Source organism: Streptomyces sp. NPDC036984 (assembly GCF_055607665.1).
On record NZ_JBVJRL010000014.1, the window covers coordinates 214,137 to 233,213 of the forward strand.

The following is a 19,077-nucleotide window of genomic DNA, read 5'->3' on the forward strand; positions in this document are numbered from 1 at the left end:
TTCATTCCTTTTCCGTGCGGGGCGGTGCGCCCACGGGTTCGGCGCCGGCAACTGCGGGGGCCGCAGGGTCGAGGGGTACGGAGGGGCCGGATCCGGCCCGGGACTTCGGTTCCGCATCGGGAGTGGATGCGGTCTCGGGCGTCCGGTCGGGGGTGGCGGTGGTGCGGGGCAGGCGACGGGCGACCGCGCCCAGGACACGGCCCGGCAGACCGGCCAGTCCTGTCGGGGCCACGAACATCACCGTGATGATCAGCAGGCCGAACACCACTCCCGGTGCGGCCTCGCTCAGGTCCTGGGAGACGCTCGGCACGTACATCACGAACGCCGCGCCCAGCAGGGGACCGTACAGCGAGGCGAGCCCGCCGACGACCAGGCCGGCCAGCAGCGTGATGGACAGTACGAAGCTGAAGGAGTCGGGCGAGACGAAGCCGATCACCCAGGTGTACAGACACCCGGCGACACCCGCGAACAGCGCGCTCCACGCGAAGGCGAGGGTCTTGTGCAGTGACAGCCGCACGCCCATGACCTCGGCGGCGCTCTCGTTGTCCCGCACGGCGAGCAGCGCCCGGCCGACGCGGGAGCGCAGCAGGTTGCGGGCGAGCAGCAGAGCCACCGCGGCGACCGCGAGGACGACGAAGTACATCCACTGGTCCTCGGCCAGCCCGCTCCACGCGGGCGGCTGCGGCTTGTCCACGGTCAGGCCCATGGAACCGCCCGTCACCGGTTCGAGCCGCTTGAGGAGGGGCGGCAGGAACACCGCGAACGAGAGGGTGACCAGGGCGAGGTAGAGCCCGCTCAGCCGCAGCGCGGGGACTCCGAAGCCGAGGCCCAGCAGGAAGCATCCGGCGGCCGCGACGGGCAGCGTGGCCAGGTGGCCGGTGTCGTACCGGTCGAGCATGACCGCCGCCGTGTAGGCCCCCGCCGCGAAGAACGCGCCGTGCCCGAGCGAGATCTGCCCGCCGAAGCCGACCAGCAGGTTCAGCCCGGCCAGCGCCACGGCGTACAGGAGCACCATGGTCAGCTGGAAGACCTGGAAGGGGGCGAAGTAGAACGGTGCGCCGACGGCGGCGGCCGCCGCGAGCAGCACGGTGAGCGCGGCCCGTGCATGTCGGGCGCGGTCCGTGCCGAGTACGGTCGTGATCGTGCTCATGCGCGTTCCACCGCCGCCCGTCCGAAGAGGCCCTGGGGCCGTACCAGCAGCACCGCCAGAATGATCACCAGGGGGACGCCCACCTTCAGATCGGCCCCGATCACGCCCACGTACGCCCCGGCCAGCGTCTCGGCGACGCCCACGAGCAGGCCGCCGACGACCGCACCGACCGGGCTGTCGAAGCCACCGAGGGTGGCCGCGGCGAACGCGTAGATCAGCACCCCGCCCATCATGTTGGGCTCCAGGAACAGCACCGGGGCGACGAGCACGCCCGACACCGCGCCGACCGTCGCGGCCAGCCCCCAGCCGATCATCAGCACCCGGCTCACCCGGATGCCCGACAGCCGGGCGGAGGAGGGGCTGCACGCGACCGCCCGCATCACCAGGCCGACGGACGTGTGCTGGAACAGCAGATACAGCAGGCCCATCACGACGGCCACCACACCGAGCATCCCGAGCGTCGACCAGTCCATGCGTACCCCGGCCAGGTCGAGCCCGCCGTCGGGGAACGGCTGCGGGAAGTCCTTCACGGTGAACGACCAGATCAGGCCGGCCAACGCGTTGACGAAGACGAACAGGCCGACCGTGACGATGACCACCGTCAGCTCGGGTGCGCCCTGCACGGGGCGGATGACGATCCGCTCGACCAGCATGCCTCCGGCGAAGGACACCACGAGGGTGACGGGCAGCGCCAGCCAGAACGGCATCCCGGACGCCACCAGCTGCCAGGCGACGTAGGTCGAGAGCATGGCCAGCTCGCCCTGCGCGAAGTTGACGATCCCGGTGAACCGGTGGATCAGCACCAGGGCCAGCGCCAGGCTGGCGTACACCGCGCCGGAGCCCAGTCCTTCCACCACTTGCTGGAGAAGATCGGTCACGGCACTCACCCCGCCTTCCGGGAGCGGACGGAGACACCGAGGTACACCTCGGCGACCTGCCCGTCCTCGCGGATCTGCCCGGCCGGACCGGACAGCACCAGGCGGCCGGCCTCCAGTACGTGCGCCCGGTGCGCGATGTCCAGCGCGAGTTGGGCGTTCTGCTCGACGACGACCACGGTGGTGCGTTCCTCCTCGTTGACGGCACGGACGATCTCGAACAGCTCGCGGGTGACCAGCGGTGCGAGCCCCAGGGACGGCTCGTCCAGGAGCAGCAGCGAGGGCCGCAGCATCAGCGCCCTGCCGATGGCGAGCATCTGCTGCTCCCCGCCGCTGAGGCTGCCGGCGGCCTGCCGCGACCGCTGCCGCAGCTTGGGGAAGTAGCCGTGGATCCGCTCCAGGTCGGCCGCGACGGCGGCGCGCTCGGCCCGGCCCCGCCGCCCGATACCGGTGCGCAGGTGGGCGCCGATGCGCAGGTTCTCCTCGACGGTCAGGTCGTTGAAGGTGCCCCGGCCCTCGGGCACGTGCGCCACGCCGAGCCGGGCGGCCTGCTCGGGCGAGCGGCCCAGTAGTTCCCGACCGTTCAAGGTGACCGAGCCCCGGCCGCGGACCATGCCGCACAGCGCCCGCAGCGTCGTGGTCTTGCCCGCCCCGTTGGGTCCGAGGATCGCGCACACCTCGCCGCGGGCGACGGAGAAGTCGAGGCCCTGCAGCACGCGGGCCTGGCCGTATCCCGCGTGCAGGTCGGACACCTTGAGGAAGTCCGGCTCCGCACTCGCCTCGGCCTCGGTACGGCCGGTGGTGGGCTCGCTCACGCCGCCACCCCCAGGTACGCCTCGACGACGGCCGGGTCGCGCTGGATCTCCTCCGGCGAGCCCTCGGCGATCTTGCGCCCGAAGTCGAGACACACGACCTTGTCGCACAGGCCCATCACGAACCCCATGTGGTGTTCGACCACCACGAGCGTGAGGTCGAATTCCGCGCGCACCGAGCGGACCAGATCCGCGAATTGGTCGACCTCGCCGTGACTGAGCCCGTTGACGGGTTCGTCGAGCAGCAGCAGCCGGGGGCGCACCGCGAGCGCCCGAGCGAGTTCGACCCGTTTGAGCGTGCCGAACGGCAGCCCGGAGGCGGGGTGATCGGCGACCTCCGCCAGGCCGAGCCGCCGTAGCAAGTCGTCCGCCTGGTCACGTAGTTCCCTCTCCTCTCGCCGGACGCGGGGCAGCCGAAGCGCCGCGGCGAGGTGTCCGGTGCGCCCCCGGCTGTGGGCGCCGACCATGACGTTCTCCCGAACCGTGAGCCGCGGGAACAGGCCGAGGTTCTGGAAGGTGCGGGCGATGCCGCGACCGGCCACGGCGTGCGGGGGGAGGGCGAGCAGGTCATCGCCCGCGAACCGCACCGTTCCCGCATCGGGGGTGCAGCGCCTGGTCAGGCAGTTGAACAAGGTGGTCTTGCCGGCTCCGTTCGGCCCTATGAGCCCTACGGCGGTGCCCGGCTCGACGGTGAACGCGACACCGTCGAGTGCCGTGATCCCGCCGAAGCGCACGGTGATACCGTCGACCGCGAGCATGAGTGACGCCCCTTCCGAGGTGCTGGGGGTTGGGCGAGCGTCACAGTAGGTGGGGGGCTTTCGAGCGCACATTGGGTGCGAGCACCCAACTTCTCGGGCGCCGCATTGTGCGCCGCGCACAGGTGCCGGGAGATGTCTCACGCCGGGGCTGTTGACGGAGCACGAGCGGACGGCGACGATCGGCGCCATGCTGCGTGGTCCCGCCCTGGGCGCCTCCCCACTCTCCGAACCGCTCCGCCGGGAGCGGCGACGGATCCTGCGCGCCGTTCATGACCGGGTCGAGGAGGTGGCGGAGGCCGCCGTCGAGGTGATGCGCGCCGAGATCCCGTCGTACGCACTTCAGGACGAACGGTTCTTCGACGACGTACGGGAGCAGGTGCTCGAGCACTACCGGATGCAGCTGGCGGCGCTGGCCGGCGACCGCGACATCGCTGCCGAAGACCTGGTGTTCAGCCGCGGGGCGGCGATGCGCAGAGCACGCGCGGGGTTCGCCCTGGAGGACTGGATCAGCGCCTTCCGGGTCGGCCGGCAGGTGATGTGGGACGCGCTGCTGGACTGCGCGGGCACGTCCGCCGAGGCCCAGCAGGCCGCGCTGTCCCTCGTCACCCCGCTGATGCGGTACGTCGACTACGCCAGCACCCATGCGGCGCAGGCGTACGTCGAGTACCAGCAGCATGTGGTGGCGGACGCGGACCGGGAGCGCCGCGATCTCCTGGACCAGCTCCTGACCGGCGTGGCCCCGACGCGCGGTCCGTTGCACGCCGCGGCACAGGCGTACGGCATCGGACCCCGCTCCCCGATGATGGCGGTCGTGGCGGTCTGCGTGGGTGACGCGCGCACGGGGGACCCCACCTCGGCCGAGAACGGCTATGCCACCAGCGCGTCGATCAGCGTCGCCGGGCCCTGGGCCGGCAGGACCCTGGTCGTCGTGCGCCACGGCGAGGTGGTGGCCGTGCCCGTACTCCGAGCCGGCATGGACGCAGACGACATATGCGCCCACTTCGAGGCCGTGCAGGAGCGGCTCGCACGGAAGGGCACCATGCTCTGCATGGGCATCAGCACGGTCGCCCGGGGCGCGTCCGAACTGCCGCGCGCGTACGAGGAGGCGCGGGCCGCTCTCGACCTGGTGCCGAGCGGGGGCGGGGTGGCGGCGCTGCCGCGGCTGTCCCCGTTCGACTACCTGGCGCTGCGCGCCGACGACCTCGCCCGCCAGCTGGTCGATCCCCGGGTGCGTGCGCTGCTGGAGGAGGACCGCAGACGTGGCGACACGCTGGCGGCCACCATACGGGCCTTCGCGGAGGCGGACCTCAATCTGCGGCTGGCCGCCGACCGGCTGCGGGTGCACCACAACACGGCGCACTACCGGTTGCGCCGGATCGAGGAACGCACCGGCCGCAATCCGCGCCGGATCGCCGACCTCCTGGAACTACTGGTCGCCCTCGCCATCCGCGACGGCGCCGCGGAAGGTGAGGATTGCCAGTGAGCGGCATCGTGGAGTCCGCCGGGACCGAGGCGGCATGTCAGCTGCCGGGCGGGCAGGAGGGCACGGCCCTGCCGGCGGGGCATGCCGGGCAGCGGCGAACGGCCCGGCGTGCGCTGCTGGACGCCGCGCTGGAGGTGTTCACAGAGCGCGGTTACACCGACGCCGGCCTCACCGAGATCGCGGCGCGCTCCGGCATCCCGGTGGGCAGCCTCTTCCAGCACTACGGCGGAAAGCGGGGGCTCTACCTCACCCTCTGGGAGGAGTTCCGGGAGGAGCAGGAGCGCCGGACCGCGGCCACGCTGACCTCCGAACGCAGCCGTGGAGTGGACGACCCCATCGGCCTCTTCGTGGCAGGAGCCAGGGCGTACCTGGAGGGTGCCTGGGACAACCGGCGGCTCGGCAGACTCCTCGCCGAGGAGGACGGCCCCTCGGGCTTCGACGCGCTGCGCCGCCAGTGGGACCGCGCGTGGGTTCGGCGCAACGCCCGGCTGCTGGAGGTGGACGAGCGGCGACGCGCCGGCCGGGTCCGGGTGAGCGTGCTGACCACCGTCATCGGAGGGGCGGCGCGCGAGCTGGCCGATTGCGGGGACGAGACGGAGGCCCGGGAGATCGTGGACGAGGTGTGCGGCATCCTGATCCATCTGTCGACACCGCCCGGCTGACACCACTGGCGCAGGGCTCGGCAGACCGTCGAGTCGACGCCGGGGGCGGTGAGCCGCCGCCTGGAGACCTCGGCGTCGACTTCACCGGGCCGCTGACCCGCGACCGGATCGGGGGTCGGCATCCCCGGACAGCCGCGTCGCTCAGCCACCGGTTTCTCCCGTGCTGCTGGGTGAGCCACTAGGGGTAGGAGAGGCGCTGACGCTGCCGGAAGGACTGGCGGAGGGCCGCGTGGAAGGGGTCGCCGTCCGCGAGGGCGGGCTGGGACGGCGGCTACGGGTGGGCCGGGGGGTGGGCTTCTCCTTCACTGGTGGCGCCGCACTCGTGGTGGTGGCGGAAGGACGGGGGACCGGTGACTTGTTGCGAGGTGGCGTCGGCAGAGGATGCCGGTTCCCGTCACCGTTTCGGTCCCGGACGCCCTTTCGCGCCGGATGCGTGGGCACCCGCTCCGGCGAAGCCGGTGCATCGGTGATGCGGACCTCGGGCTCTGCGGGGGATGACTCCGGGGTCGAAGCTGCTCGTGGGGCTGTCGACTGGTGCAGCACCGACGCGGTGGCCATGCCTCCGAGGATGGTGAAGGCGGCGGCGGCAAGAGAGTGGACGGCATACCTCTTCAGCCGCGACGGACGGTCGTACCGGTCTGCCGGCAGGTCGTGCAAGGGAGTTGGTGACCCTGGAAGGGGTGACTCGGAGGAGCCCGGTCCCCCGTCGAAGCGGACTTCCGGCATCGCCGCGTCGACGGCCGGAGTACCGTCTCTCCGCTCGCTCGGCTGTGTCATCCCGGAGTCGTATGCCCCGCACTCGGGGCAGGTTACGGCGCCGTTGAGCGTGCGGTTGCACGGAATGCAGTAGTCCATGAAGCGACCGTTCTCAGTTCTCGAGTTGACGGAGGGGAAGGGCGGCCCAAGCCGGGCAGCGGTCAGCGGTCAGCGGCGGGGAGACACCACCTCGTGTCTTTCGGGCCGATCTTCAACACGGGTCACCGGGGTCAACGGGGCGGATCGGACGAGTGCTCAACCGCCGGCTGACATGTGGGGTATGTAACCCTGCCGGCGGGGTCGTTGAGGGGTGCCGCGTTCGTACCGACTGGTAGGACGCACTCGTGGTACGACTGATCGGGTCTCGTCACACCCGCAGGTCGAGGAGATGGGGTGCTTCACCCGCTGCTCGACGTCGGATGTGGACGCGGTGGGGCACCGCTCCCGAGCGGCCTCGGCGCGTCGGCCGCTTCGTCAGCGGCGGACCACGCAGACCATGAACGCACGCAACACGAAGCCCATCGAGGAGCTTGGAATGATCTTCATCACCGCGAAATTCCGGGTACTGCCGGAGCATGCGGACCAATGGCCGGAGATCACGGCCGCATTCACCGAGTCGACACGTGCCGAACCGGGTTGCCTGTGGTTCGACTGGTCCCGCAGCGTCGAGGATCCGACCGAGTACGTGCTCGTCGAGGCTTTCCGCGACGAGGAGGCGGGTGCTGCGCACGTCCATTCCGAACATTTCCGCAACGCGCAGCAGACACTGCCGCCGCACCTCGCCGAGACGCCGCGCATCGTCAACGTGGCGCTTCCGCAGGCGGACTGGTCCCTGCTCGCAGAGATGGCCGTACAGGACCGGGGCTGATCATCTCCGCGTCTTGACGGCGTACCGGTTCATCCGTGGGTGGGGCCGAGGTCACCTCGCCGTCGTCGTCACCTCGCCATGAGGTCGTGGCGCCGGCCGCCACCGTGGACGAGGCGGGGCGGATCAGGTGATCGGGCTGACCGCCGACAAGACAGTGCCGATCCGCACCCGCGGGACACTCGGGCCGAAGCCCTGATGCTCGGCCACCTGTTCTCCCCCGCCGAGCCGCGAGCCTGTTCCGGCGGCTCGGGTACGACCTGGCCGACGGCGTCTGGCGCAGATCCGTGGGCCACGACCTGCGGCGCACCGGTCATGGCTCCGCCCTCGGCCACGTACTGCCCTGCTTCGGCCCGTCCGGCTTCCGGCGAGGACGCTCAAAGCCCGCTGACACCGGGCCCGGGATGAACCGGAGCCCAGGGTGTCTGCGGAATGTATGGCAGCGAGGTACAGCAACCGCGCCCGCTGTCACCCATCGCGTCGGGCGGCTTGCCGATCGCGGCGCAGCTCTTCCCGATCGCGGAGAGTTTCTGTGGTCGGGTTGCCCATGCCGCCCGGGGTTGTCGCCCGGCTCCCGCGGCAGTGGTCAGGTAGCCCCTGGCTGACGGTAAGTCGGGTAAGACCCGCGGCAGCGCTCCGGGGGTTCCTGCTGCGGCGGTGTGTGCCGTGTCTGCGGCGGTGTGTGCCGTGTCACGCACCCTATCGGCGCCTAAGTTGTCTACATCACAGCGGAAATGTCCATTTAGCGTCCATGCTCGAAACGGATACCGACTCCCCCGAAGTGGAGCTCATCGGCATCGCCTTGGGCGCGAAGTTCCGAAGTGACCCATGACACAGCACCCGTGGCGTTCCCCCTGTCCGCCGTTCCCCCTGCTCCCCCTGCTCCCCCCGTTCCTCTGGGAAGGTGCCCCATTATGGCCGCATACCTCTGTCCTCCTGCCGTGATACACGGCGAGCACGCCGTGAAGACCAGCCAGATCGTGGCGGAGGTGCGCGACCGGCACCCGCACGCGGCGTGGGCGCCGCGGATCGACGGCATCGCGGCCAGTACGGGCATCGAGACCCGCGGGTGGATGCTGCCGCTGGAGACCGCCGTCGCGCCCGGCAACGCCAGCGGCCTGCGGGCTCTCGGCACCGAGCCGGCCCAAGAGGCACTGGCACGCGAGGGATTCACCCAGCAGGACATGGACCGTGTGATCGCGGCCCTCGAGACCATACCCGCGCCGCAGACCGTCCAGGAGCGCACCGCGCCGGCCTGGGAGGCCGTGCAGTCCTACGGGGAGCGCGCGGCGCGCGGGGCCTTGCAGATAGCCGGGCTGGACGCCGCAGACGTCGACTGTCTGATCACCAGTCACTCCACCACCCCGGCGCTGCCGGGTCTGGACATAGCCCTGGCCAACAAGCTTCGGCTCCGCAACGACGTGATGCTGCTGCCGGCCACACAGTGGGCCTGTATCGCGGGGACCCGCTCCCTGGCGCTGGCGGCGGATCTCGTGGCCGCGGACCCCGACCGAGTGGTCCTGGTCGTCATCGCGGAGGCGCTGAGCACGACCTACCAGCCCGCGGACGACACCCTCGAGTCTCTGATCGTCCGGTTGCTGTTCGCGGACACCGCGGTCGCCGCGGTGGTCACGGGCCGCCCGAGGCGCGAGTCGGTGCTGCGGCTGGACGCCGCCTGGCACCACACCCTGCCCGGCACCCAGGACCTGCACCGCCTGGAGACGCGGGCGGACGGCACCCACTTCGTGATGGACCGGCGCGGGCCGCGCGCCGTACAGGCGACGGTCTCCGCGATGTGGGAGTGGCTGCGCGTCCGTTACCAGGACGACCCCGACTCCTGGCACCCCGACGTGCTGCTCGCGCACCCCGGGGGCACCCGGGTGCTGGAGTACATGGAGCAGACGATGCCCGACGCGTGGCCGTCGGGGCTGCTGGACTACAGCCGGGACAGCTACACCAGCGGCAACCGCGGAGGCGCCGCCGTGTTCGACATCCTGCGGCGGGCCCATGACGCCGGGCAGCAGAAGCCCGGCAATCGCGCCGTTCTGTACGCGGCGGCACCAGGTCTCACCGCCACCGCCCTGGAAGGGGAGTGGCTGTAGTGCGAGGCCGCGCCACCCGTACCGGCGAAGGGCCCGCCCGCATCATCGGTCACGCCGCCGGTACCGTCGAAGGCGCCGTCCGTACCGTCGGTGGCGGCTGACGCGCACGCCGCCCGTATCCTCACCGCGGTCCGGTACGCCGGCGCGTCCCCGACGCGTAGCCGCGTCACCTCGCGACTTCCGCCCAGACCACCTTGCCGCTGTCCGTCCACCGCACCCCCCACCGGGTGGTCAGCCTGTGCACGACGTCCAGGCCACGACCGCCGTCGTCGAGCAGGCCGCCCCGCCCCAGGCGTGGCCTGCCGTTGCCGGTGTCGCCCACCTCGCACAGCAGGCCGTGGCCGGCCCTGATCAGCCGTACCGTGATGGGGCCGGTGGCGAAGCGCACCGCGTTCGTGACCAGCTCGCTGACCAGCAGCAGCACGGTGTCCCGGGTGTCGTCCCTCGTGCGCCATTGCCGCAGCAGCGCGGAGACCTGCGCACGGGCACGGGCGGGGGCGTCGTCGCGGGCGGGCAGCCGCCAGGTCGCGGTGTCCCCCTTGCGGTAGCCGATCATCCGCGCGAGCAGCAGGGTCACATCGTCGCGCTGGCGCACGGGTGCCAGCGCGGAGACGACGTGCCCTGCGGCCCGCTGCAAGGCGTCCCAGGGGTGCACCGTGGACACGGCGTCCGCCAGCCTGCCGATGCCCTCGTCGATCGACACGGCCGGATCCTCCACCAGGCCGTCGGTGTAGAGGGCGAGCAGGGAACCCGGGGGCGCACCGAACGTGTGCACGTCGTACGGTTCCCGCAGCGCGAACTCGGCGCCCAGGCCGGGGTGGGGGCGGACCGCGAGCGGGCCCGCGTGCCCGTCCGGGGAGACCAGGATCGGGGGGAGGTGGCCGGCGCTGGACAGTGTCACGTGGTGGCCGACCGGGTCGTAGAGGGCGATGCAGCAGGTCGATCCGAGGGCGCTGTAGCCGGCCGTCAGCCCGGATTCCGTGTCGTCCAGCAGCGTCACGGTCTCGTCCAGGTGCTCCAGTACCTCGTCGGGCGCGAGCCCCGCGGACAGCAGCGCGCGGGCCTCCATGCTCAGCTGGCCCATGGTTGCCGCGGCTCCCAGGCCGTGCCCGACGACGTCACCGACCACCAGCGCGGTACGGCCGTCCGGCAGCGGGAAGCTGTTCACCCAGTCACCGCCGACGCCCGCGCTGTCGGGGGTGGCGGGCTGGTAGATGCTGGCGATCTCGACGGTGTCGCCGCCGGTCCGGGGCAGGAGCCGGCGCTGCAGGGCCAGCACCTGGGTGTGCTCGCGCTGGTGCTGACGAGCCAGGTCGACGTGATGGCCGGTCCGGGCCACCAGCTCCTGCAGGTCGAACAGCTCGCTGTCGCGGAAGGGGCGGTCCGCCCGCCGCCAGACCTCCGCCACGCCCAGTACGACGGGCGGCGCTCCGTCCAGGACCAGCGGTATGCACGCCACACCCGCCGACCGGTCACCGGGCACCAGGGCACGCACGACGCGTGGACTGCCGAGTACCCGCTCGACCGCTTCCCGGTCGGGTATGACGATGGTCTGCGGGGCATCGTCCCGCAGTACCGCCTGCGCCAGCAGGCGACTCGCGTCGCTGGGAAGATCGTCGCCCGGGGTCACGTAGCCCTCGGGCCACGCCCGGTCCGGCACCAGGGCCGCCCGCCGCAGTCGGATGCGCCCCTTTGCCTGGCCGGTGACTCCCTCGCCCGTCCACACGGCGAAGTCGAGGTCGACGGCGGCCACATCTCCCCAGGCCAAGAGGGACTCCGCCAGCGACTGCGCGGTATCGCCGATGTCCAGCGAGGTGCCGATCGCGGTCTCGGCGGCGTAAAGGTGCAGCCTTCTGGCCATCGCGATCAGGGAGACGGTCAGGCCCTCCTCAGGCGCCGCGGCGGGCAGGATGCTCATCGAGACCACCAGCTCCGACCCGTCGCCGTGCCGCAGGCGCTGGATCCGGGCGACGTGCGCCTCACCGGTCTCCACGACCTGCCGCAACCGCCTTGTCACCGTCGGTACGTCCCCGGGGGGCAGGAGATCGACGAATGGCCTCCCGACCACGGCGTCCAGACCCGCGAAGACCGGGGCGTCCAGATTGCAGCGGGTGATTATCAGATCCCTGTCCAGATTGACCGCGCCGAGAATCTGCTCCTCACGGTCGGCTGCCGGGTCGTCGGGTACGCGTTGGCGCATGGTGCGGTCGCCCTGCGCGTCGGCAGGACCGGCGTCCGCTGCCGCTCCGCCGCGCGGGATGTAGCGCTCCAGGGCGCTGCTGACCAAGTCGAACGCCGAAGAGGACGATGGCGAGGGTGTGGAGTCCATGCGGCTCTCTCAGCAATCCCCGGCGCAGCGCCGGGGCCGTACTCGGACCCGTGCGACGGGGCCCCGAGATCCCTGACCGCACACCTCATTGAATAACAGCAGGGGTCGCTTCGCCCACACCAGCGAATCGCCCGGTGAACGCGGACCCAGACGATGGCTGACGCCCGCCAGGGCACTACGTACAGTAATCGCCGACAGGACAATGACCCGTCGCCCAGACGGGTGTGCAGAACGCCTGATTCGTCGCGCGCGCGATGCCCCGGCTACGTCACCGCGGTAAGCGTCGCGTAGACCACGACGTTGCCCAGGTAGCCGGTGCGCTTGGTGTAGCCGCCACCGCAGGTGATCAACCGGAGTTCGGGCCGTCCGGAACTGCCGTAGACCTTCTTGCTGGGGAACCTCTTCCTGTCGTAGAGCTCGACGGCGCGCACGGTGAACACCGCTGTCCGCCGGTCCGCCCTGCTGATCTCGACGGTCGCGCCCTCGGTCAGGGCGCCGAGGTCGTAGAAGACACCGGGGTCGCCGGTGGGTGTGTCCACATGCCCGGTGGCGATGGCGGTTCCTGCCGAGCCGGGAGACGTGCCGTCGCCGTACCAGCCGGCGAGGCCGGGTTCGCCACCTGGTGGAGTCCGTAGCGCCCCTGCCGCATCGAGGCCCACTCGTGTCATCGGGGCGTTCACGCCGATGGCGGCGATCCGGAGCCGGACCGGATCCGCGGGGGGAAGCGGAAAGACCGTGGGGCGGGTGGGGCCTGCAGAGGTCGAGAAGGCCTGAACCGCCGATGGCCGCGGTGGCTCCTCGTCGTGCACCCCGCTGATCAGCAGCACCACACCTGCCGTCATGGCGCAGGCCAGCACTGCGGGGACGAACGGATCTCGGGAAGCGCTGGTTCGGTGTCTGGGTGCCATCGCGGTCGAGCCTTTGCTTCACGGCGGGTGCGCTGCCAGCGGGTGGTGCGGGCCTCGCGGTGGGCGGGCCGCGCGGCCACCGGATCGATTCCGTCTCGGGGGCCGGTTACAGCTCTGAGCGGACGGGGCCGGCCGGCAGAGCCGGGCGGTCAGGTTCGGTTGTCGTTCGGGCGGCGGCGCATCCAGACCACACCTCCGGCGGCGGCCGTGACGAGCAGCCCACCGCCCAGGGCGAGTCTCATACCTGAGTCCTCGGCCGGTCCGAAGCCGGCGTCGACCGAGCCGCTCGGGGGGCGGCCGGTGACCCGGTACGTTTCCGTGACCTTGGTCAGTGGCGGACACTTCAGGGTGACTGTGTCGCTGCCCGGCCTGGTTCCTTCCGGGATCTGGAACTGACCGGTGAGGACCCCCTCCTCGTCGCCTTCGAAGAGGTGGAACTCTCCTCCCACCTCCGACCGGCCCTTGCCGTAGTCCGCGTCAGGATCACAGGCACTCGTGCTGACCGTGACCGTGGCACCCGGGTAGGCCGGCCACGGGTCGATACGGACATCTGAGTCATCAGCGGCGGCAGCGGCCGGGATCTGCAGTCCTAGGGCACCGAGAGCCAGGCCGATACCTGCACCCACGTGTGTGTAACGCATGCGAATCCTCCAACGGAACAGTGTCCGGCCTGTCTGCGCGGCACCTCTCCTGTGTTCCGCTCACGAGGCAACCGACAGTCCGTCAGTTCCGCAACCTGACGGATCGCCCCAGGTGTCACCCGGTCAGATGCATCGGCGTTGCCGCTTGATCGCTTGCGCAGGTCACCGACGCGGAGATCATCGGCACCGATCACCCCCCACCTCGACCCCACAACGGTGAAAGCCGACCGGGCGGTCCTGCACGGTGTGGTCCGCCTCAGGGAGCCGCCGGGGGCGGTGTGACCTTCCTGCGGGCCGGGCGTGGTGCACGGCCCGCGCGCTGACGTCACCCCCTGCGGACGTGCGAGGATGCGAGGGCCCATCCGGCCGGACCCGCAGTCCGAGGAACGTCACCGGTCGGATCCGGGCCGGTCCGGGACCAGCAATCCCGCCAAAGATCTGAGCAGGCCAACCTAACGGATCTGCCGGAAAGCTTCGTCCTCTGGTGCTTGGCACTCCTGGTGGGTGCCGGCCTGTGCGGCGTCCGGGTGGGACGGATTCCAGAGCCGGTCGGCCTCGCCGCGGACGACGTGATCCTCGTAGATCCTCACCTTCTGCCGCACCACGTCCAAAGTCTTTTGCAGGTCCCGGATCTGCGACTCCACGTGGCTTTCGTGCCGGCGCAGCAGCTCCAGCCGCTCATGCTCGTTGCCGGGGCCCTGACGGACCAGCTCGATGTACTGCCGGATCATCGCCAGTGACATGCCGGAGGAGCGCAGCTTCGTGCAGATCGCCAGCCACTCCAGATCTTTCTCGTGATAGATCCGACGGCCGTTGGACAGGCGGCGCACCGGGTTGGCGAACAGGCCCTCCCGCTCATAGAACCGCAGCGCGTGAACGCTTAAGCCACTGCGCTCCGCCACCTCACCGATGCTCAGGTCCATGAGCAACTCCCGTCGCACAGCCATTGATCTAGACCCGACTCTAGCTTCTAGCGTCGAGTTGTTGGCCAGTCAGGCGATCGGAATATGGGAGAACATGAGCGTTTGGTTTGTCACCGGTGCATCGCGCGGGCTCGGAGCGGAGATCACCCGTGAGGCACTGGATCGAGGGCACAGCGTGATCGCTACGGCGAGGGACGTGTCGGCGGTGCTCAAGGCGTACCCCGAAAAGCCGGACAGGCTGCTGGCGCTGAACGCCGACGTGACCGAACCGGAGCAGTTGACGGCTGCCGTCGAGGCCGGCCTGGCGCAGTTCGGCCGGATCGACATCGTGGCCAACAACGCCGGTTACGGCCTCGTGGGCACGATCGAGGAGACCTCCGACAAGGCTGTCCGGGATCTGTTCGACGTCAACGTGTTCGGCGTGCTCCACACGTTGCGGGCGACCCTGCCGACGTTGCGCGCCCAGCGGTCCGGGCACGTCCTGAACATCGGATCCGTGGCCGGCTTCGCCACCGCTCCGGCGACGGGCCTGTACGGCGCGTCGAAATTCGCCGTCGAGGGCATCTCCGAGGCGCTGCACGGCGAGCTGGCCCCGCTGGGCATCCGCGTCACGGTCGTGGAGCCGGGTGGCTTCCGCACCGACTTCCTCAACAGCTCCAGCATCCAGGTCGAACCAGCCACCATCGACGACTACGCCGCCGGCGCGGGGCCGGTGCGCGAGGCACTGGCCAACAACGACGGCCGCCAGCCGGGCGACCCGGTGAAGGCGGCCCGGGCCATCGTCGACGTCACGGAGGTCGCCGAGCCGCCGTTGCGCCTGCAGTTGGGCGCGGACGCGGTCGAGCGCGTCGAGGCGAAACTGGATCTGGTGCGGCGTGAACTCGACCAATGGCGCCAGGTAGCGCTCTCCACCGCCATCTGAGTCTCGGGGCGAAGGGTCGCCGTCACCGGGCCTGCGGTCTCAGCGTGCGGGCACTCGGACGAGGCTCCTCAAGCCGCTGTCGGGGATCACATCCCACGGCGCGGTCGAACAGGTGGACAGGGCCCTTCCATCCGCTGGATGGAAGGGCCTTCGTACTCGCGAGTGCGCCCAGGGGCCAGAGGTGTACGAATCCCTGCCCCGCCCCACCCGACTCCCCCCCCACACACACGGCACCTGCCGTCACGCGCGCAACCCTCCGCCCTCCCGCGCCATCACCCCGCCTACCGCGAAGCCGACGACCGGGCCGCCGTCCCCAGCGCGCGGCCTTGTCCGCGGACGAAGAGGTGCCGGTGGAGGTATTGGTCGAGGCGGTGCTGAGCGAGACGGACCCGCACGTCGCCGGAGCGCTTCGGTGGGCTTTGGCGCGATCGGGCGATGAGGGACCGGGGCTGCTGCCGTCCAGTCCATCGCCGAGATACCGAACGGTGAAGCGACCGCACTGCTGAAGGACGCCCTCATCAACCCCGACGTCGTGGTTCGCCGGTACGCAGCTCTGGCGCTCGGGGCGCGTGGAGTGGCCGACGCGGTCCCGACGCTCATCGAGATGATCGTCGCGGAGACGCACGACGTCGATGCAGCCGATGCACTGAGCGCGCTGGCGAGTCGTCCCGCGTGGGCGGATGAGATCGCTACCGGGCTCGTCGACCGCTTCGCCCACGGCACTGTCGAATCGTCTGCACGTCGACGGCTGGCACAGGCGCTCGCGGACATCCCGGGGACCACAGCGTCACGTGTCCTCGAAGACCTGTCACATGACGAAGACCGTGCCGTTGCGCTTACAGCGGCATACATCCTCAAGCTGCGCGACGCACGCTGACGGATCTCTCCCTCCTGGGGTGCTGTGTGTGCAGCGCCCAGTTGTCGCCGGCCACCGCGGACAGGGCCACACCATCGCCGAGGGCGCCGGCTGTACGGGGACCCGCCGGTATTCCTCCAGGGTGGAACGCCGAGACGGGCGAGCGAGCCTGGTTGGCGGCGTCGTTGGCCGCCTACGAGTCGTCGGCGGCTGGGTATTCGGCGCCTCGCCGTGAAGGCAGCGGAGACGCGCGAGCTGGGACGGGCCGGGCACGGCGCCACCGCTCCCCGACCGCTTGATCACCCGCAGAGCGGCGGCAACCTCGCAGTCTGTCTCCCTGTCCTGGAAGCGGACGACAACCTGCAACCGGATTCGCTGCCCGCGCGGCCCTTCGGCGTCGGTCAGCCCACCGCCCTGCGCGTATCCCACTCCCCAGGAGCTACCGGAGCCCAGCAGGTCACTGCCAGGCGTCCCGCCCCGACACCACTCGATCAAGCCCCAGTTGGGTGGGCTGTCTCCGTCGTCGCGTACTCGATGTACTGGCGGACCCATGCGGGCCATGCTTCGACAGGGATGTCGATCGTCCGGACTGCGTGGACGGGCACGTTGCGGGCCTGCTCCTGCAGCGGATCGTTGATGGAGATCCTTGAGTTCGGCTCTGCCCGTAGTTCCGTGAAACCCGTGACGCGCCCGTTCGTAGGGTCTGCCCCACCCGGCTTCGGGGGCTCACTGGAGTGCCTGAGGGAGGAGCCGCATGATCCGCTGGCTCGTACGGGAATCGTGCGACGGAAGGTGGACGGGTGAAGGCTCGGATCGGGTATGCCGCATGGATCGCGGGTGTGGTGCAGTTCTTTGTGATCCACGGCTTTGTGGAGTCGGCCTGGGTGAGACCGTACAGTTGGGCGCGGAACAACATCAGCGACTTGGGTAATGCTCACTGCGCCATGCAGCAGGAACCCGAGCCGCGGTACATCTGTTCGCCCGAACACGACCTGATGAACGTCTCGTTCATCGTCGTCGGAACGCTGCTCGTTGTCGGCGCCGCCCTGACCGCTCCCATGTGGCGCCGAGGCGCGACCGCCGTCATGGCCCGGCTTCTCCTGGCCGGTGCCGGTCTGGGATTTGTGCTCGTCGGGCTGGGGCCTGCGGACGTACACGAGAACCAGCACGTCCTGGGTGCCCTGCTCATCATGGGAACGGGCAACATCGGCCTTCTGCTGGCGGGAGTCGGCCTGTCGAACTGTGTTCCCGTCCCCTTGCGCTGGGCCACCAGCCTGCTCGGAGTCATCGCAATCACGGCCCTGGGGCTCTTCCTTTCCCACCACTACTTAGGACTGGGTATGGGAGGCATGGAGCGGGTTGCGGTGTTTCCCCTCCTGATGTGCACGCTGGCTGTCGGCGCCCGCGGTCTGTTCCACCGGCCGCACCGTAAGCAGGACGCGAGCAGTTCCTTGACGCTCACGGCTGGGTGAGGATGCGGGTCCGGAGGAGTTCGAACGAGGCCCTTGGGCAGACCGTACGTGCCCGCCGTCACCGCGGCCTCCGGCACAACGACGCTATCCGTCATGGCCGAGTCCTCCCAGGCGGGCGGCCAGGCGTTCCTTCGCCGCAGGCCATTCCTGGGCAAGGATCGAGAAGTACACTGTGTCGCGCCAGGTCCCGTCCGGTCGTCGGCGATGACGGCGCAAGACCCCTTCGCGGTGCGCACCGAGGCGCGCGATGGCCGCCTGCGAGCGGTGATTGAGGTGATCGGTCTTCAACTGCACGCGTCCCATGCCCAGGTCTTCGAAGGCATGGGTGAGGAGAAGCAACTTCGACTCGGTATTGACCTTGGTGCGCCAGTACGCGCGCCCGTACCACGTCCAGCCGATTTCCAGCCGTTCGTCGGCCACGTCGATGTCCATGTACGTGGTCCAGCCGACGGCTCGGCCGCTCGCGCGGTGGATGACCGCGAAGGGCACGTACTCACCACGGCCGGCGCACTCCAACAGCGTGGCGAGCTTGCCGCCCAGCTCCTCTTGAGTCCGTGGCGCCGGCCCGCCCTGCCACCTCCACACCTCCTCGTCGCGGCCTCCCGCCGCGAACAGCTCGCCGAGATGCTCCATCGCCAACGGCTCAAGGCGTACGTGCCGGCCGGTGAGCGTGACGGGCAGGGGAAGTTGAGCGGGCATGGCCCGGAATATATCCGAGCATCGCACTAGGGGTAAACAGATTTTGCTCTAGTGCAAACTGCCCCGACAGGGCCGGCGGTCAGGGGCCCCTCCCGGTCACCAACGCTGCCGGTTCTGCCGGGGGTGTCGCCTCGTTGCCCGCCACCGCGCGGCGGACCTCGGCGTGCGGATGCGCCGCGAGCCTCGCGGTCACGTCTGAGGCGGTCCACCACGCGAGCTCGGCGACGACCCGTGCGTCGGGGTCCGCCGCGAGGTTTGACGACAACTCCCTAGCCACCGTCTGTGGGGCGCAGCGCTTCGGCGTACAGCGCGAACAGACGCAAACCTGGGGCGCTTTCGGCGGAGCCGGTTTCGCGGAGGGTTGTCCAGCAGTCGGCTGACAGGGCTCGCGCGCGGGTTCCCGGCCACGGCTGGGGCAGAAGTTCCGGTGGCAGGAGGGGGTCCGGGTCCATGGCGGCGGTGAACTGGGCGGCGAGTTCCACGGCCAGGGTGAGCCGTTCGGGGTCCGACGGGTTCGGCCCCTCGGCAAGTCGGGCCAGGCAGGCTTCCGCGAAGGCGGCGAGTTGTTCGTGCCGCTCGGCGATCTCGGGTAGCGGCCACAGCGCGGCGGCCAGTTCCCGGGGTTCGGTCATGCCACCGATCCGCAGGTCGGTGCTGGTCAGGCAGGTCAGGGCGTCGAGAACGCTTCCTGTGTGAACACGCCTTCGGTGACGAGTCGTTTGACGCACAGCCTGATCTGCTGGTCGGTCATGCCGAGCAGGCCGGCGACGGTGTAGAGCTCGCCGGCGTCGACGGTTCCGTCCTCGCGGACCAAGGCGTGGACGAGCAGCCGGGTGGGGATCTCCGGCCGCTCGGCCCGGCCGT

Annotated in this window: 15 protein-coding genes and 3 pseudogenes; 7 read left to right on the top strand and 11 right to left on the bottom strand. The window is 70.5% G+C overall.

Annotated elements, in window-relative coordinates:
* Position 1 precedes the first annotated feature (1 nt).
* From ACZ7DL_RS25160 to ACZ7DL_RS25175, 4 genes are read right to left on the bottom strand one after another with little or no spacing between them, the layout of a single operon-like run.
* On the bottom strand, positions 2-1,150 hold the full coding sequence (locus ACZ7DL_RS25160) for a branched-chain amino acid ABC transporter permease (protein ID WP_470777242.1): 1,149 nt from the start codon (positions 1,148-1,150) through the stop codon (positions 2-4).
* Positions 1,147-2,028, bottom strand: coding sequence for a branched-chain amino acid ABC transporter permease (locus ACZ7DL_RS25165; RefSeq protein WP_470777244.1), 882 nt, complete (start codon positions 2,026-2,028; stop codon positions 1,147-1,149). The genes ACZ7DL_RS25160 and ACZ7DL_RS25165 overlap by 4 nt, the downstream gene beginning before the upstream one ends.
* Before the next feature lie 5 nt (positions 2,029-2,033).
* Positions 2,034-2,840 (bottom strand): ABC transporter ATP-binding protein, encoded by an 807-nt coding sequence (locus ACZ7DL_RS25170; RefSeq protein WP_470777246.1) that lies wholly within the window; start codon positions 2,838-2,840, stop codon positions 2,034-2,036.
* Positions 2,837-3,595, bottom strand: coding sequence for an ABC transporter ATP-binding protein (locus tag ACZ7DL_RS25175; protein ID WP_470777248.1), 759 nt, complete (start codon positions 3,593-3,595; stop codon positions 2,837-2,839). Before ACZ7DL_RS25175 ends, ACZ7DL_RS25170 begins: the two co-directional genes overlap by 4 nt.
* A gap of 187 nt (positions 3,596-3,782) precedes the next feature.
* Here ACZ7DL_RS25175 and ACZ7DL_RS25180 point away from each other — a divergent pair, with 187 nt between their 5' ends.
* The 4 genes from ACZ7DL_RS25180 (at position 3,783) to ACZ7DL_RS25195 (ending at position 9,463) form a co-directional block, all read left to right on the top strand.
* The gene (locus ACZ7DL_RS25180) at positions 3,783-5,078 is read left to right on the top strand and encodes a PucR family transcriptional regulator (RefSeq protein WP_470777249.1); all 1,296 of its coding nucleotides are present in this window, start codon (positions 3,783-3,785) and stop codon (positions 5,076-5,078) included.
* Positions 5,075-5,740: a TetR/AcrR family transcriptional regulator gene (locus ACZ7DL_RS25185; protein ID WP_470777250.1), complete on the top strand. Its 666-nt coding sequence runs from the start codon at positions 5,075-5,077 to the stop codon at positions 5,738-5,740. The genes ACZ7DL_RS25180 and ACZ7DL_RS25185 overlap by 4 nt, the downstream gene beginning before the upstream one ends.
* A gap of 1,291 nt (positions 5,741-7,031) precedes the next feature.
* Positions 7,032-7,364, top strand: coding sequence for a putative quinol monooxygenase (locus tag ACZ7DL_RS25190; RefSeq protein WP_470777282.1), 333 nt, complete (start codon positions 7,032-7,034; stop codon positions 7,362-7,364).
* Between the two features lie 911 nt (positions 7,365-8,275).
* On the top strand, positions 8,276-9,463 hold the full coding sequence (locus tag ACZ7DL_RS25195) for a beta-ketoacyl-[acyl-carrier-protein] synthase family protein (protein ID WP_470777252.1): 1,188 nt from the start codon (positions 8,276-8,278) through the stop codon (positions 9,461-9,463).
* A 166-nt stretch (positions 9,464-9,629) separates the two neighbouring features.
* Here the strand turns inward: ACZ7DL_RS25195 and ACZ7DL_RS25200 are convergent, their stop codons facing one another.
* The 4 genes from ACZ7DL_RS25200 to ACZ7DL_RS25215 all read right to left on the bottom strand — a co-directional run bounded on the left by ACZ7DL_RS25200 (position 9,630) and on the right by ACZ7DL_RS25215 (position 14,264).
* Entirely contained in the window at positions 9,630-11,792 is a 2,163-nt protein-coding gene (locus ACZ7DL_RS25200) for an ATP-binding SpoIIE family protein phosphatase (RefSeq protein ID WP_470777254.1), read from the bottom strand.
* Positions 11,793-12,055: 263 nt separating this feature from the next.
* Positions 12,056-12,634, bottom strand: coding sequence for a class F sortase (locus ACZ7DL_RS25205; protein WP_470777283.1), 579 nt, complete (start codon positions 12,632-12,634; stop codon positions 12,056-12,058).
* 215 nt (positions 12,635-12,849) lie between these two features.
* On the bottom strand, positions 12,850-13,341 hold the full coding sequence (locus tag ACZ7DL_RS25210; RefSeq protein ID WP_470777255.1) for a sortase: 492 nt from the start codon (positions 13,339-13,341) through the stop codon (positions 12,850-12,852).
* Between the two features lie 452 nt (positions 13,342-13,793).
* Entirely contained in the window at positions 13,794-14,264 is a 471-nt protein-coding gene (locus ACZ7DL_RS25215) for a MerR family transcriptional regulator (protein WP_470777256.1), read from the bottom strand.
* Here ACZ7DL_RS25215 and ACZ7DL_RS25220 point away from each other — a divergent pair.
* Together ACZ7DL_RS25220 and ACZ7DL_RS25225 are read left to right on the top strand one after the other, a co-directional pair.
* Complete coding sequence (locus ACZ7DL_RS25220) at positions 14,263-15,186, top strand: oxidoreductase (RefSeq protein ID WP_470777257.1); 924 nt, start codon at positions 14,263-14,265, stop codon at positions 15,184-15,186. The two genes, ACZ7DL_RS25215 and ACZ7DL_RS25220, sit on opposite strands and share 2 nt — an antisense overlap.
* Before the next feature lie 290 nt (positions 15,187-15,476).
* Positions 15,477-16,063: pseudogene (locus ACZ7DL_RS25225) on the top strand (HEAT repeat domain-containing protein); the annotation flags it as partial.
* 247 nt (positions 16,064-16,310) lie between these two features.
* On the opposite strand, the pseudogene ACZ7DL_RS25230 reads toward ACZ7DL_RS25225, so the two are convergent.
* Positions 16,311-16,471, bottom strand: a pseudogene (locus ACZ7DL_RS25230) (IS630 family transposase); the annotation flags it as partial.
* 371 nt (positions 16,472-16,842) lie between these two features.
* Here ACZ7DL_RS25230 and ACZ7DL_RS25235 point away from each other — a divergent pair.
* Positions 16,843-17,514, top strand: a complete 672-nt coding sequence (locus ACZ7DL_RS25235) for a DUF998 domain-containing protein (RefSeq protein ID WP_470777258.1) — start codon at positions 16,843-16,845, stop codon at positions 17,512-17,514.
* Positions 17,515-17,598: 84 nt separating this feature from the next.
* Here the strand turns inward: ACZ7DL_RS25235 and ACZ7DL_RS25240 are convergent, their stop codons facing one another.
* Together ACZ7DL_RS25240 and ACZ7DL_RS25245 are read right to left on the bottom strand one after the other, a co-directional pair.
* Complete coding sequence (locus ACZ7DL_RS25240) at positions 17,599-18,213, bottom strand: GNAT family N-acetyltransferase (protein WP_470777259.1); 615 nt, start codon at positions 18,211-18,213, stop codon at positions 17,599-17,601.
* A 269-nt stretch (positions 18,214-18,482) separates the two neighbouring features.
* Positions 18,483-19,042, bottom strand: a pseudogene (locus ACZ7DL_RS25245) (PaaX family transcriptional regulator C-terminal domain-containing protein).
* Positions 19,043-19,077: the final 35 nt, after the last annotated feature.